This window comes from Bradyrhizobium sp. JR4.1, assembly GCF_040548605.1.
Classification (GTDB): domain Bacteria; phylum Pseudomonadota; class Alphaproteobacteria; order Rhizobiales; family Xanthobacteraceae; genus Bradyrhizobium; species Bradyrhizobium canariense.
In genome coordinates this window covers 1-14,153 of record NZ_JBEPRY010000057.1, presented here as the reverse complement: position 1 = coordinate 14,153, position 14,153 = coordinate 1, and the positions used below count along the sequence as shown (strand labels likewise).

Sequence of the window (14,153 nt, the reverse complement as noted above, 5' to 3'; positions counted from 1 at the left end):
GCGGCAATCTCGATCCCGATCGCAGGCGGAGAATGTGAGTTCACTCGCTTCGGGTTCCGCAACCTGTTCGTCTCGGGCGCGCTTGATATCGCGCAACCCGACATTTGCGCGGCCGGCGGATTGTCCGAATGCAAGAAGATCGCCGATATGGCAGAGGTGTTCGGCGTCCGTTATACTCCGCATGTTTGGGGTACCGGGATTGCAATTGCCGCGTCGCTGCATCTGCTCGCCGTTCTGCCGCCGCACACGCGGTCCTCGCCCATATCAGTGGCGCCGTTGCTGGAGTTCGACCGAACCGAAAACCCGCTCCGGCAGGCGATTGTCACCGAAACCATCGAGCACACTCGCGGCATCGTCCCCGTGCCGAACGGGTCGGGATTGGGCATCGAGATCGATCGCAAGGCGCTGGCCCGATTTGCTAGGCGGTGATCAGCCGCAGCGCGCGTTCGCAGCATTGCTGATTGGCAGGGCGCTAGTCACTCTACTCTCGCGACCCCTGCCACGCATCTGATGATCCGGGCAGACGGCGAGCGATGCTTCTCCCGTCCTCGCTCACGTTCACGATCATCCCAGGTCCGCGGATCAGCGCTGATCAAGCGTAGGCTGATCGAAGAACCCTCGAGCTAGACAATGACGTCGGTGGTCTGCTTAGGACAGGCTATTGCGGTACGCCGCTCATCGAACGAGCTGGCAGGTCGACGATGGCAGCATCAAGGACTGCGCGAGCGTCGGAAGCCGTTCTGGGAACTCCTCGCTCGTGAGCCGTCGTTTCGAAAACGCCTCAACTGCGCGTCTTGCTAGCGCAAACCCAGGCTTCTGTATTCGACCGTTCGCAGGCCCACAGCACTCGAACGGCAAGCGAACGTTAGCGCACATCTATTCGCATCGAGCTGAGAGATAATGAACGCTAGCAAATTTGGACCAGCCCGTCGCGCGGCTATGGAAACGACGGTCGAACTGTTAATGCTTTTCCGATTTCGCACAGCGTACGATGTCTGTTCGGTTCATAACGCCGGTGATTGCTCGCGAATTATAGACTACTCAACTGGCACGACCGTTGCTACAGACCTTGGTGCAGAGTGGCGGCAACACTGTGAAGGGGCGGCTGAATGCATTTAGGAGTACAGGATGGGCGATGTTCTCGCTCCCGAAATTCAGGATGCCCATTCCTGGCGGAGATAGAATGCAGAATAGCTAAGCAATCTTTCGCGCTCGCTCGACGGGAAGCAACACGCCTCTAGTCATCACACTGTGGGACAAACTAAAAACGAGAAGTCGAACGCGGACATGGGGCACCATCGTCTAACGGGTTCGCAGGGGCCAGAAAGGAGAAAATGGTTGGTATCGCCACCAAGGGCGCTGATAACAGGCGGGTGCTTTGCCCCTCGCCAGTCCTCTCGATACACTTCGCGTTCGACTCCACCTCTCTTCGAGGCCTCTTCCAATTGGCATGCATGGAGAAGGCGTCGCCATCCTAACCTGGAGCCGCTTTGCTGAGCAGGGTCTGCTCGGACTCCCTTTTGCCGAAGCCGATAGCGGGTTTGGTGGCGGCGGCGTGGAGACTATGATCGTGATGGAAGCGTTCGGCCGAGCGCTTGTGGTCGAGCCTTATCTCGCCACCGTTGTGATCGGCGGCGGTTTCCTGCGGCATGGCGGTTCGAACGTGCAGAAGGCAGCTCATCTGCCTGAGATTATTGACGGTAGCAAGACCTTTGGATTCGCGCAACTTGAAAAGAGCTCTCGCTATGATCTGAATGACGTGACGACCTCCGCGAAGAAGAGCGGCGATGGATGGGTCATTGACGGCGAAAAATTTGTTGTTCTCAATGGCGAGAACGCCGACACGTTGATTGTCACCGTGCGCACCAAAGGCGCTCAACGCGATAGCAGCGGTATTGCGGTCCTTCTGGTGCCTACCGACGCGCGAGGCATTTCCAAAAGGTGCTACCTGACCCAAGATGGGCTGCATGCCGCCGACGTGAGCTTCACAAGTGTCGAGGTGGGCAGCGCAGCTGCGATCGGCGATCCCGAGAACGCGTTGCCGCTGGTCGAGCGGGTGGCTGACGACGCCCGCACCGCGCTTTGCGCGGAAGCGGTCGGCCTGATGGACGAATCGCTGAAGGTGACAGTCGATTATATGAAGGCGCGAAAGCAGTTCGGAGTGCCAATCGGCTCGTTCCAGAGTCTGCAGCACCGCGCCGCGGACATGTTTGTGGCGCTCGAACAGGCGCGCTCGATGTCGATGTACGCCACCATGGCCGCGGATATCGATAATGCTGCCGAGCGCGCAAAAGCCGTCGCCGCGGCTAAAGTGCAGATCGGCAGGAGCGGAAAATTCATCGGTCAGCAGTCGATCCAGCTTCATGGCGGGATCGGAATGACCATGACGGCTAAGATCGGCCACTACTTTAAGCGGCTGACCATGATCGAGCACACGTTTGGCGATGCTGACTACCACCTTCGTCGGGTGAGTGAGGCGGGCGCGCTGCCGTGATTTGTGACCCTTTGGAAGCTAGGGCATGTCACCGAATTCCACTTCGAACTCCATTCTGGAGAATGAGGGCCAGCATGGATGATGCGATCCTATTCGTAAGACGCTCGTGAACGCGCTCTAACACTGACCGACGCAGGGGAGACACTTCGTCGATTGCAGAGGCACTTCGGATCAGCCCCTCCTGTGTAACGAAGTGAAAGAATTTGAGGCGGGAGACGAGAGGCGTTCCGTCGGTGGTCACAAGAAGTCGGTTCTGTCCGGTGCCAATGCCAACTGACTGCGCCAGCGTGTTCGCTTGGGGCCATCAGCTTGCGGAAGTTGACAAAGGAGTTGGTGACGCGCGGGATCAAGACGGATCTGCGGGCGGTGGGGACGTCTGTCCACGCCGCGGGCTGAGTTTCAAAACGCGATCGTGCCGGCTGAACAAGATTCCACAATCCGACGCGCTGGAAGGCCCATCAAGGCAAAATTGACGCTTAACGCCTGATCTTTGTCGACGAGACCCGAATCAAGACCAACATGGCGTCAGATTGCGCGGAGGGGCCCGAGCGGAAAGCGTCTTTGGCCCCTACACTTCTCAACATAGAGGGTGAATTGATGGGGCCGTCGATGACCAAAGGTGCGCCGATTTGGTCGTTCAGCAAAGTTGCTCTGAAAGTCATGGTCTTTCGCGCGCCATGGGTGCGCATCTGTTCTTCATGACGCCCTACAGTCCCGATCTCAATCCGCTTAAACAGGTCGGTCGAGCAAGAGCCTTGGTTCGGGACGAGACCCTGCATGCTTGACATGCTGCCGGTGATCGGACACGCGCCGCGTCACCACGGCCTGTGGCTGCACTTTGGACATGGCCATCAAGGTTTTACACTTGGACCAACCACTGGTCGTCTGCTCGCCGAGCTTATGAATGGTGTATCGTCGCTCCATTTCCATATCGTCCTGAGCGCTACTGAGAACGCAGCTCAAGCATAGCAGGCGGCCGATCCGCATGCCAGCCGGGGTTGAGTGCGGGCGCCGCCGTCGCCGCAATCTGCCGTTCCTGGCTGGCTGATCTCGGACATAGTCGGTTCGGGCTATAAACTGGCGAACGCCTGTTGTGGGCTCTTTGCGATCGGACTCGGACATCATGGTCATTCGATATTGATGCGCCGGCAAACGCCCGCGGAACGCGAGATCGGATCTTGAGAAGGCGGCTGTGATCGGTCGCTCGTCCCCAGCTGCTACTTGCGGCTTCTCGGTGCAACTACTCAATGACCGCCTCGATCAGGAAGGGGCCCAGGCCGTGTGAAAATGGTGCAACTTGAGGCCTACCCGGCGCATTCCGCGGCCGCGGAGGGATTGATGCGAGGGGATCGACCTCCTGTCATCTTAGGAGCGACCTGAAGCTTCATCTGGCGCTGATTTGGTGGTGAAAAGCCGACCTCGCGCCTGCATCGCCTCCAGCAATCCGCCTACGCCTACGATCATCATCACGCGCTTCATGTTGTAGGCCAGCACATTGAGCGACATCTCGGTGGCCACCTTTGGCAGCTCTCTCGTGAGAAAGTGTGTTGCTCCCATCCACCCCTTTATCGTGCCGAACGGATGCTCCACTGTCTGACGGCGGACACCCATTGCGTTGGGGTTGTGGTCGAGCCGATGCTGAACTTTCTCCAGAACGGCCTCGTGCTCCCAGCGTGAGATGCGGCGCTCGGGGCCTGTCGTGCACTGAGCTTTTAGCGCGCAAGTTTTGCAGCTGCTCGTCCAATAGCGGCGTAGGGCCTTTCCGTCCTCTACGTTCGTGAAGTGATAGTTCAGCCGCTCGCCGGCAGAACAGCGATAAACATCGTCGGCCGCTACGTAGACGAAATCCTGTTTGCCGAAGCGGCCGGCGGCTTTCGCGCCGGAAGTCATTGGCTTCGGCAGCGTCACCGTTATGCCGGCTTCCTCGCAGGCCACGATCTCCACTCCATCGTAATAGCCGCGGTCTGCCACCACTTCGAGCGTGTCGACTATCATCGCGTCACGAGCCTGCCTGGACATGTTAGCGAGTTCGTGGCGATCGGCGCCGATGTTGGTCACTTCGTGAGCCACGATGAGATGATGCTGCGTATCTACTGCGATCTGCACGTTAATAGCCAACGATCCCGGTGTCCTTACCGCTCGTCGCCATCGAGCGCGCATCGGGATCGGTCAGCGAAATCTGCTTGTCCTCGCTCTTGATCATCTCCGCATTGACGGTGTTGAGCCGCACAACCTCCTCCTTGAGCTTCTCGATCTTGCCATTCAACCGCTCAATCTTCGCCTCCGGCACCGCGTCGCCATGCCGATCGGCGGTCTCAAGCTGAGAGAGATAGCGGGCGATGCTCTCATCGATGCGCTCCAGACGCCTCTTCATCTTGGCCTCTGTGAAGTTCTTGTCCCGCGCATTGACGGCTTTGAATTTTGATCCGTCGATGGCGACGCTCGCAGCACTGAACAGCTCAAGCTTACGGCACAACGCGACGAACTCGCGACAGACCTCACGAATGGCCTTGCCATTGTCCTTGCGGAAGTCAGCGATCAACTTGAAATCCGGCGCCAACTGACCCGTCAACCAGATCATCTCGATGTTGCGCTGGCATTCCCGCTCCAAACGTCTGCTTGACGAAAGCCGATTTAGATAGCCTTAAATGTAAAGCTCGAGCATCGTACCCGGGTGATAGCTGGGCCGGCCCGTGTCGAATGGCTGGATGCCGATGAACCCGAGCTTGCCCAGATCGAGACTCTCAACGAACACGTCGACCGCTCGCACTGCATTATCGACGGTCACATAGTCGTCGAGCGAAGCTGGAAACAGCATGCTCTGCCCGCGATCCACCCCTTCAACAAGGCGCTTCATTGGACGTCCCCGCAACTGCAGGGAATCCTATCGCGCGAATCACCGGAAACAGAACGTTTTCACACGGCCTGGGCCATTAGCGGCCAAGCCAGCCTCGAGAAGGCGCCTGAATTCGAGCGCCGTTTGTGCCCGTCCAGCTTCCACTCCCATTCCCCTAGCAAGCGCGCACCAGTCGAGGCGAGGTTCGTCAGGCTCAAGCATACGTTTCGCATTGACACCATAAACGTTCACGCCGAAATTTGTCATTTCGCCCTGCAGAATCCGATAGGCTCTGTTGGCATACACTATCGTCAATACGTTGAGTTTTTCGCGCGCCTGCGTCCACAGGCCTTGCACTGTGTACATACTACTTCCGTCGGGTTGAAGCGCCACGACTTTTCGACCGGGCGCAGCAATCGCCGCGCCACTCGCAAGCGGAATGCCGATGCCGATCGCTCCTCCTGTGAGAGGAAGGAGATCATGAGGCGGAAGCATGTCCGCCAAGGCGTAGTATTGCCCGCCAGACGTTATAGATTCATCGACAATGATCGCCTGTTCCGGAAGTCGGCGAGCAACGCATCCGCGGTCAGCGCGTTGGCGGTAGGATCTGCTATTTCGTCCTGACGCAAGGTGTTCGTCACATAGGGCGCCTTGTCACTCAATCCAAGCGCCTCGGGAAGGCTCGCGATCACTTGCGGCAGGTCATGTTCGTGCCCCGCGAGCTGGATAATTTGGCAACCTTTTGGGAGCAAAGTCCCCGGCTTCCCAGGATATGCAAAGAAGCCGACTGGCTGGCCGGAACCAACGCAAATCGCTACCTTAATTTCCTTCAGAACGTGCAAAGCAAAGTCGATACTGCATGCCACCGACCTCACCGCAATCCGACCGGCACCTCGTTGATACCGCCCGGAGCTCGTTGAAAAGAGCTGCGCGCCTGTTGCCGCAGATATCCGTGCCGCGGGGATGGAGAGCCTTTTCTCTCATTGCCTGACCCGACAGGAAAATCGCAGTGTTCAGCCCGCCACGCAGAGCGCGCACACAAGCTGCCAATGAAGCGAGGTCGACAGTTGGCGGCTCTGGACGCTTGATTGGCGAGATGTTTTCCGACGGTACTCGCCACCTGCGGCGTCACTCGAAAGTCGATGGCCCGCGCGTTGCATAGGCCGCCGAATAGTCTGCCTCGGTGCATTTTCGAATATCGCGCATATGGCCGACCCGTCCGATCCAATGCGACACCGTGCCAAGCCTTCGATATCACTGGTAAGAGGCGCATCAAGTTCGAGATGGTAGGTGGCGTGATCGCCAACGATGTTAACCATCGGCGTCCGAGCCCGCTTCTCATTGTGGATATTGGAAAGGCCGTTAGCTAATCCAGGACCGCAGTGCAGGAGCGTTGCCGCGGCTTTGTCGGCCATGCGCGCATAGCCATCGGCCGCTCCCGTCACGACGGCTTCGGAAAGTCCCAGGACGCAGCGCATGTCAGTCTTACGATCGAGAGCCGCGACGAAGTCCGATGTCCCGGGATTTGCGAAACAGATATTTACGCCGTTCACCAGAAGTGTGTCGCATAGCAAATCTGCGCCGTTTATTGTGCGTCCTTTCCTTCGAAGTGTCGGCGACGAATCGTTGGGCTTGAGATTCCTGGCAAAGCGCAGGTCGCAACGAGCGAGCTCTTCCACAAGATTAAGACAGGGCGGAACTTGGATTTGCCCGAACCAGATGGGACAACATGGCGACGCCGTTTCGCCTCACGCGACCAGCCTGCGAAAAGTATTCAGAACCGCAGCTGATTCTCGATGTACTGCGCTGAGGTAAGATGGTCAGAATACCGGTGGCTCATCTTCATCATTCGCGGTGTTCAGAATGTAGTCCGCAGGACTAGTAACGCCGTGCTTCATCTCACAACGGTTTCATGCCGAACGGCTCTTTCAGGAGGCGGCTCGATGCCGGCCGAGCCGCTCGGCGTACCGGACGAGGCGCAGTGCCGCTTCGTCGATCTCGGTGTCGGGGACGCCCAGATTGATTCGCAAATAGCCGGTCGCGCTTTCGCCAAAATCGTCCGCAGGCAAGGTCGCGACGCCTTCTTCGACGACGAGCCCCATGGCAAAGTCATAGGCCGACAGACCGCTGGCGCGTGTATCCAGCATGACAAACATTCCGCCCTCCGGTCGGCGGCAGGATAAGAGGTGAACAGCTTCCAGTCGCTCGCAGAACCGGTCGCGCCGACGGCGATATGCCGCTTGCAGCTCTGGTAGGCCGTCCGGAAAGTGATCCAAGGCAACCACTGCCGCATCCTGCAGAAAGGTCGGAATGCCGTAAGTCGAGCAGTAGGCTAGTTGACCAGCACACTGCGCCAACTCCGGCGGACCGATCATCCAGCCGAGCCGCCAACCGGCCATCGCATGCGACTTGGAAAGGCTGTTGATTGTGATCGTGCGGGCCGACATCCCGGGAAGTGTACAGGGTGAGACATGTCGTCCATCATAGACAAGGTCGCCATAAACTTCGTCCGAAACCAGCCAAAGATCATACTTCTGACACAGGGCCGCGATCCCGGAGAGTTCCTCCATCGTATAGACCGCGCCTGTGGGATTATTGGGCGTTGCCAAAAAGATTGCGCGGGTGCGGGGACCGATGGCCGCCTCCAATTCATTGATCAGCGGATGGAAGCGGTTGTTTGCCGGCGAGCGCACGCTGACGGTTACGCCCCCGGCGGCGGCTATTGTACCTGGATAAGTGAGGTACATGGGTTCGGGCACCAACACCTGGTCGCCCGGCTCGATAAGGCAAAGGGCAGCAGTGAGCAGAGCATTCTGCGCGCCAACAGTGACAACGACCTGATCGGCATCGGTACGCTGTCCAGTCTGGTGGGCATGACGCCGCGCAATTGCCTCCCGCATCGGAAGGCCGCCTGCACTTGGTGTGTAATAGGTCCGCCCACGCGCGAGACTCTCATGCACAGCGGCGATCGCTGGGGTCGGGCTCGCGAAATCTGTGTCGCCAACCGTCATCAGAATGGCAGGCTCTCCGCGGGCGCGTTTCTGATTGGCGACCATATGCATGTCCCAGGCAGTTGATGCCTTACCGGCGATCTGTTGGACTCGAGATGCGTAACGCATTGCGGATTCCTGTGAGTGGATATTTGCAAATGGAGCGATCTGTCGATCAGCGGGCGAACGACAATCCGACTGAGTGGCAAGCAATTTCAGCCCGGCTGGCGCGGATCGCCTCACCGAACCAGTGGCATGCCACCCTTTCACTTCCTTGCATTGCTGAGATCGCGTTTCCCATCGCGAGAATAGCGAACCTATTTGCCGATAAGGACGCAAAAGCCACATTTCTTGGTTGCAAAGTTCAGTTTTGCAGATCTTTTTGCAGAAAAAATGCAGTCGTAAAGATTATAGTGAACTTCCAACATGGGCGCTTGGGCTGCAGCAACTTGCTTGTCACTGTCTGTGTAGCTTCGTCAGGCAGCCATTGTGCGCGGCCCGATCGCCTGCTGCTCAGTCTCTGACGTCGGCGACGCCAGCAACATCGTCGAACCTCTGCAGGTGAGGTGCGAATTGGGAGCGATGAGCCGAAATCTTCTAAAGCGCTGACCAAAAATCCGGGCCTCTTCTGAAGGCCCCTCGCACGTTTCATACGAGATCTAGTCAAACGCCGGCGCAAAGGTGCGGCGTTCGATCAATTCAGTCCGAGGGTCTACAATGAATGTCATACCTGAGATTGCACTGGGGCAGGAAGAAATTCAGGCGCTCCGACGCCGTTTACACTCCAATCCGGAGCTTGGTTTTGAGGAGACGCAGACCGCTGACCTGATCGCCGAGACTTTGGCCTCCTGGGGAATCGAGGTGCATCGAGGAGTTGGGCGCACCGGCGTCGTGGGTGTACTGCGAGTGGGCAACGGGACGCGATCGATCGGATTGCGCGCCGACATGGATGCGTTGCCAATGCAGGAGGCCAACACATTCGCTCACCGTTCGCAGAACGGCGGCAAAATGCATGCTTGCGGGCACGACGGGCATGTCGCGATATTGTTGGGCGCTGCGCGACATCTGGCGCGCACGCGCGATTTCGACGGCACGATCGTCTTCATTTTCCAGCCGGCTGAGGAGCTGGGCGAGGGCGCGAAAGCGATGATCGATGATGGGCTGTTCAAGAAGTTTCCCGTCGATGCGGTCTTTGCTCTGCACAATCTACCGGGTTTCCCTGTTGGAACTTTTGCCATTCGGCCGGGCGCAGTCTATTCGTCAGCGAGTGGCTTCCGCATCCGGATCATCGGAGTCGGCGCGCACGCTGCGACGCCGCACAAGGGCAAGGATCCAGTGTTCACCGCTGTGCAGATCTACAATGCGCTGCAGGGGATCATTACTCGTGCCAAGAGGCCAGCAGACACAGCGGTGATCTCGGTTACCCGATTTCACGCCGGCGAGGCAGGAAACGCAATCCCGGAATCCGCGATGCTCGCTGGTACCGTGCGAGTCTTGGACCTTGCGACAGAGGATTTAATTCAATCGCAAATGCGAACAATTAGCGAGAGCATTGCCGCGGCCCACGACTGTCAAGTCGAGTTCACATTCGTGCACCACTGTCCGGCCCTGGTCAACACCCCTAATGAAGCGCGTTTTGCAGCTGAAGTAATGAAATCAATCGTTGGAAAGACCAACGTGGACGCAAGCGTCGACAAGGACTTGAGCCTGGGCGCTGAGGATTTCGCGTTTATGCTGCTTGAACGCCCAGGTGCTTACGCCGGTTTGGGTAACGGAAATGGAGAGCACCGCGAATTGGGTCACGCCCAAGGTCCGTGCCTGCTGCACAATGCGAGTTACGACTTTAATGACCAAATTCTGAGCCTCGGCTCGACTTATTGGGTCGAGCTATCGCGCAAATGGTTGAGCAGATCCGGATACGATGAATGACACATAGAGCGTGCCCTTTTGCGTGTAGTGTTCTTTGCCGCTTTCGGAGCAGGAGAGAAAGTACATCCAGAAGTTTGATCTGCCGACCAAGATCTGGCGATTAAAGTTCGTCAGTCATTCTCCTAACAGAGGTTAGCCGTTTGGTCGGCAAAGCTTGCAAGTCAACTACTCATGCGGTCAGGAGTCGTGCTTTGACATCATCGGTGAGGAGTGTCGTAATAAAGGCCAGAAGGTGGACTGTTCGATTAGGTTTGGTTCGCAAGTATATAGACGATGGCAGGGATCTGCCTGAGGCGCTTGTCCTTTGCAAAAAAAAGGCGGGGAGGAGAGACGCTGGGCGTCTGTCCATTGGTATCCGTAAACAGTAACGACCATAGCCAAAATAAGGGACGTAAGCTATGCAAGGTGCTCCTCGCGACATCACTCAGAACGCAGGCGACACGTTCGAGTTGCAAGTAAAAGCAGCTCTGGACAAAGCTGAATTATCGGGTGACTGGGATTATCCGGTTGCAGATGCAGCCACCGATTCTGAAGAGATGACGGCTACTGATTGGGCATACTGGCTCTACTGACGTGCCCCCGCCAAATTAGGCCAGTTTGAACTGGAATTTTCCATTTATGATCCCCTGACGGGACGAGGAGAGTTCCATGAAGGCATCGAAGTTTTCAGAGGCGCAGATCGCATTTGTTTTGAAGCAAGCTGAAGATGGCTCGGCAGTGGCAGAGGTCTGCCGCAAGGCCGGGATCAGCGAGGCGACGTTCTACAATTGGCGGAAGAAATATGCTGGCCTGTTGCCCTCGGAGATGAAGCGGCTGCGTCAGCTTGAGGAAGAGAACGCGAAGCTGAAGCGGATTGTCGCCGACCTGTCGTTGGACAAGGCCATGCTTCAGGATGTGCTGTCAAAAAAGCTCTAAAGCCTGGCCGCAAGCGTGAGCTTGTCGACAAGGTGCGAAGTGACTGGAAGGTCTCGATCAGGCGGGCCTGCTCGGCTCTTCGGATCGATCGCGCACTGTACGTCTACAAGTCGAAACGCGGCGACCAGGCCGCTCTCAAAAGTCGGATCAAGGACATCTGCGAGACGCGGGTGAGATACGGCTATCGCCGGGTCCATGTCCTGCTGCAACGTGACGGCTGGGCCATCAACGTCAAACGCGTCTATCGTCTTTATCGGGAGTTAAGCCTGCAATTACGCAACAAAGCGCCGAAGCGTCGCGTGAAGGCCAAGCTGCGCGAGGATAGGACGGAAGCACGCCAGATCAATGAGACCTGGGCAATGGACTTCGTTCACGACCAGCTCGCCACGGGCCGCAAGATCCGTGTTCTCACGATTGTGGACACCTTCAGTCGCTTCTCGCCAGCCGTCGATCCGCGCTTCAGTTATCGAGGCGAGGATGTCGTGCTGACCTTGGAGCGTATCTGCAAGCTCCTTGGCTATCCCAGGACGATTCGCGTCGACCAGGGATCAGAGTTTATCTCCCGTGATCTCGATATCTGGGCTTACCAGAAGGGTGTGGTGCTGGATTTCTCGCGGCCGGGAAAACCGACGGACAACAGCTTTATCGAATCTTTCAACGGCAAGTTCAGAAGCGAGTGCCTGAACACGCACTGGTTCCTGAGCCTTGACGACGCGCGGCAGAAAATGGAGGATTGGCGCAGAGACTACAATCGCGCATCAGAACACCCATCTGTCTATGTTGTTGAAGAGAAGAGACTTTGTTGATTGGGATGCGATCCCGTGGGGTATCTTGGGTTCTGTCGCACTCGTTCGGCGATAGATTGAGCGGCAGTTGTTATCAGCGAGGCGCGGGCGAAGATCCACGGGCCGTCCGATAGCGGATGGAAGGCTTCGATTTCGCCGGCTTCAGCGGCCAGCCGGAGCGTCTTGGGCGCGATCTTCAGGAGCTTTGCGGCGTTGCCAAGGTTGAGCCAGGGTTCGATCCCGTCATCGGCGGGCTTGAACACCGGGAGGTGGTAGTTCGAGCGCATTGATGTGACGCGCTCGCGGCTCCAGCGATTGCCGTTGCCCGTCTTGAGGCCGTTGCGGTTGAGGAGGCCGGCAATCAGATCGTCGCTGGCGATCAGTACCAGTTGACGCACGGCTTGGATAATATCGGCAGAAGTGCTGTTGCGCTGTCCGCGCCGGCGCTTGGGCAAGCGCAACTTGCTGTGGGCGCCACCCACCCAGTGGACGATGAGAACGATCTCGGACGCCGCGTCGTCGATATCGGCCACGACCTCATGGACGAGGGTGCGCACAATGCGCTTCTTGAGGCGAGCATCCGTCGTCGGCGCATCCCAGGCCGTTTTGAGGTTCGAGGCCAGTACGCCGAGCGAAGCTGGATCAGCAATGGGTGCGGGCGTCGCCGCATCATGCATAGCGATCTTGTCCTCGACCTCCGCCGCGTGAGCGAGCGCTCTGTTCCAGCGCGCTTCAAGCTCACTCGCCACCAGCCGGTTCGCGGGGTCAGCGGCATCGTATTGCCGGAAAGCCCGGTCGGCGGCATAGCGCGCCGCTTCGAGGTCGCGACTGAGAGCATCGCGCACCTGATCCCGTCGTTCTCCGGCTTCCTTGGCAGCAGCGGTTGCAGCGGCGATAGCGCCTGGGCCGACAACGCTAAGCAGTGCTTCCTCGATTGCATCATCGACGCGCAATCCTCCGAAGGCGATGCAGTGAGGGCCGCCATTGTCCATCCAAGCGCGGCTGCAGCTGTAGCGCGGGATATGGTGCTTCATGCCGGAGTACCGGAGCGTGAGCTTGCGGCCGCAGCGCTTGCACCGGATCAGACCGGCCAGCAGCGCGTCTCCATGCTTGGGCGCGCCGTGATGCCGACCAGTGGGAACGTTGCTGCTGACCATCGCGCGGATCGCCTCGAACCTCTCCCAGCTCACATACCCGTCGTGGGTATTAGGCTTCAACGTCAACCATTCGTTCCGCGTCTTGCGGCGGATCTTCACGCTCACGCCCTCGGCGGTGTATCCCGCCGCCACAGCCGTCTTACCATAGGCATAGGCGCCGCCGTAGACCGGGTTCTGAATGATCCGGTGGATGGCGGAGTAACTCGGTCGCCGCCAGGCTGTGTCGCCGTTGGACTGCTTCACCGGCAGATCGAGATTGTACTCGTGGAGCCAGCAGAGCGCCTGTCGGGCACTGCCCAGTTCCTCGACCTTGTCGAACACCAACTGGATCGCTTCCTGGACGCGCCGATCCGGATCTTTCTCATAGCGGTCGCCGGCCTTCACGAAGCCAACGGGCGCCGCCACAATCAACTCGCCCCGGCGCGCCTTCTCGTAGCGGGCCGAGAGCGAGCGCTGGCGCAACAGATCCAGCTCGTACTCGTTGAGGCTACCCTTGAGCCCGAGCAGCAGGCGGTCGTTGCCGTGCCTTGGCGCATAGATAGTCTCCTGATCGACCAGAACGGTGTCGACCACGCGGCACATCTCGATGAGTTGCTGCCAATCCCGGCTGTTGCGAGCGAAGCGCGAGACCTCGCGGGCGCAAACCGCACCAACCTTACCGAGGCAAACCTCCGCTACCATCCGCTCAAAACCAGCGCGTTGTACCCCGCCGGCGGCTGAACGACCGAGATCATCATCGATCACTTCGATCTCAGACCAACCGAGCGCCGTCAGCCGGTCCCGCATGGCGTATTGCAACGCGCTGCTCTCGCGATTGTGCAACACCTGATGTGCCGAGGATTGACGCACGTAAAGAATCGCCTTGCGCTCCAGATGATGAGGCCTGACCTTGTCAGAGATCATGACCGACCTCCTTCGCGCGCGGCGTCGCTGTCATCGCAGCATGGTCGACGATCAACTGCGTCATCAGGCTTGTGAGGGCCGCCCGGGCTTCCGCCGGCAGCTCCAGCCATGCTGGTGCGCCGATGGCGCCGTTCGACAGGCCGC

At 58.5% G+C, this 14,153-nt stretch carries 9 protein-coding genes and 3 pseudogenes; 6 read left to right on the top strand and 6 right to left on the bottom strand.

The features are described 5' to 3' along the window. From ABIB90_RS41060 to ABIB90_RS41050, 3 genes and pseudogenes are all read left to right on the top strand, one after another. Nucleotides 1-429 (top strand): enolase C-terminal domain-like protein (locus tag ABIB90_RS41060; RefSeq protein ID WP_354202922.1); only part of this gene is annotated, 429 nt, incomplete at its 5' end. Between the two features lie 1,051 nt (nucleotides 430-1,480). Beyond that, nucleotides 1,481-2,494: pseudogene (locus ABIB90_RS41055) on the top strand (acyl-CoA dehydrogenase family protein); the annotation flags it as partial. Between the two features lie 723 nt (nucleotides 2,495-3,217). Further along, a pseudogene (locus tag ABIB90_RS41050) lies at nucleotides 3,218-3,444 on the top strand (NAD(P)/FAD-dependent oxidoreductase); the annotation flags it as partial. Nucleotides 3,445-3,859: 415 nt separating this feature from the next. On the opposite strand, the pseudogene ABIB90_RS41045 reads toward ABIB90_RS41050, so the two are convergent. The 5 genes and pseudogenes from ABIB90_RS41045 to ABIB90_RS41025 all read right to left on the bottom strand — a co-directional run bounded on the left by ABIB90_RS41045 (nucleotide 3,860) and on the right by ABIB90_RS41025 (nucleotide 8,449). Beyond that, nucleotides 3,860-5,351, bottom strand: a pseudogene (locus tag ABIB90_RS41045) (IS1182 family transposase). A gap of 39 nt (nucleotides 5,352-5,390) precedes the next feature. Continuing rightward, a complete protein-coding gene (locus ABIB90_RS41040; protein ID WP_354202923.1) occupies nucleotides 5,391-5,825 on the bottom strand; it encodes a thiamine pyrophosphate-dependent enzyme in 435 nt (144 codons plus the stop codon). Between the two features lie 32 nt (nucleotides 5,826-5,857). Further along, complete coding sequence (locus tag ABIB90_RS41035) at nucleotides 5,858-6,196, bottom strand: hypothetical protein (RefSeq protein ID WP_354202921.1); 339 nt, start codon at nucleotides 6,194-6,196, stop codon at nucleotides 5,858-5,860. Between the two features lie 147 nt (nucleotides 6,197-6,343). After that, nucleotides 6,344-6,883, bottom strand: coding sequence for a thiamine pyrophosphate-binding protein (locus tag ABIB90_RS41030; RefSeq protein ID WP_354202920.1), 540 nt, complete (start codon nucleotides 6,881-6,883; stop codon nucleotides 6,344-6,346). A gap of 375 nt (nucleotides 6,884-7,258) precedes the next feature. Then, nucleotides 7,259-8,449 carry a pyridoxal phosphate-dependent aminotransferase gene (locus ABIB90_RS41025; protein WP_354202919.1) on the bottom strand — a complete coding sequence of 397 codons (1,191 nt, stop codon included), beginning with the start codon at nucleotides 8,447-8,449 and terminating at the stop codon, nucleotides 7,259-7,261. A 588-nt stretch (nucleotides 8,450-9,037) separates the two neighbouring features. Here ABIB90_RS41025 and ABIB90_RS41020 point away from each other — a divergent pair. The 3 genes from ABIB90_RS41020 to ABIB90_RS41010 all read left to right on the top strand — a co-directional run bounded on the left by ABIB90_RS41020 (nucleotide 9,038) and on the right by ABIB90_RS41010 (nucleotide 11,970). Next, entirely contained in the window at nucleotides 9,038-10,249 is a 1,212-nt protein-coding gene (locus ABIB90_RS41020) for a M20 aminoacylase family protein (RefSeq protein WP_354202918.1), read from the top strand. 398 nt (nucleotides 10,250-10,647) lie between these two features. Continuing rightward, complete coding sequence (locus ABIB90_RS41015; RefSeq protein ID WP_354202917.1) at nucleotides 10,648-10,821, top strand: hypothetical protein; 174 nt, start codon at nucleotides 10,648-10,650, stop codon at nucleotides 10,819-10,821. Between the two features lie 76 nt (nucleotides 10,822-10,897). Next, nucleotides 10,898-11,970 (top strand): IS3 family transposase gene (locus ABIB90_RS41010; protein ID WP_502918270.1). Its coding sequence is split into 2 segments (ribosomal slippage): nucleotides 10,898-11,159 and nucleotides 11,159-11,970, totalling 1,074 coding nucleotides; the frame shifts between segments, so codons are not numbered across the junction. Here the strand turns inward: ABIB90_RS41010 and ABIB90_RS41005 are convergent. Then, nucleotides 11,940-14,009, bottom strand: a complete 2,070-nt coding sequence (locus ABIB90_RS41005) for a recombinase family protein (RefSeq protein WP_354202916.1) — start codon at nucleotides 14,007-14,009, stop codon at nucleotides 11,940-11,942. The two genes, ABIB90_RS41010 and ABIB90_RS41005, sit on opposite strands and share 31 nt — an antisense overlap. Nucleotides 14,010-14,153: the final 144 nt, after the last annotated feature.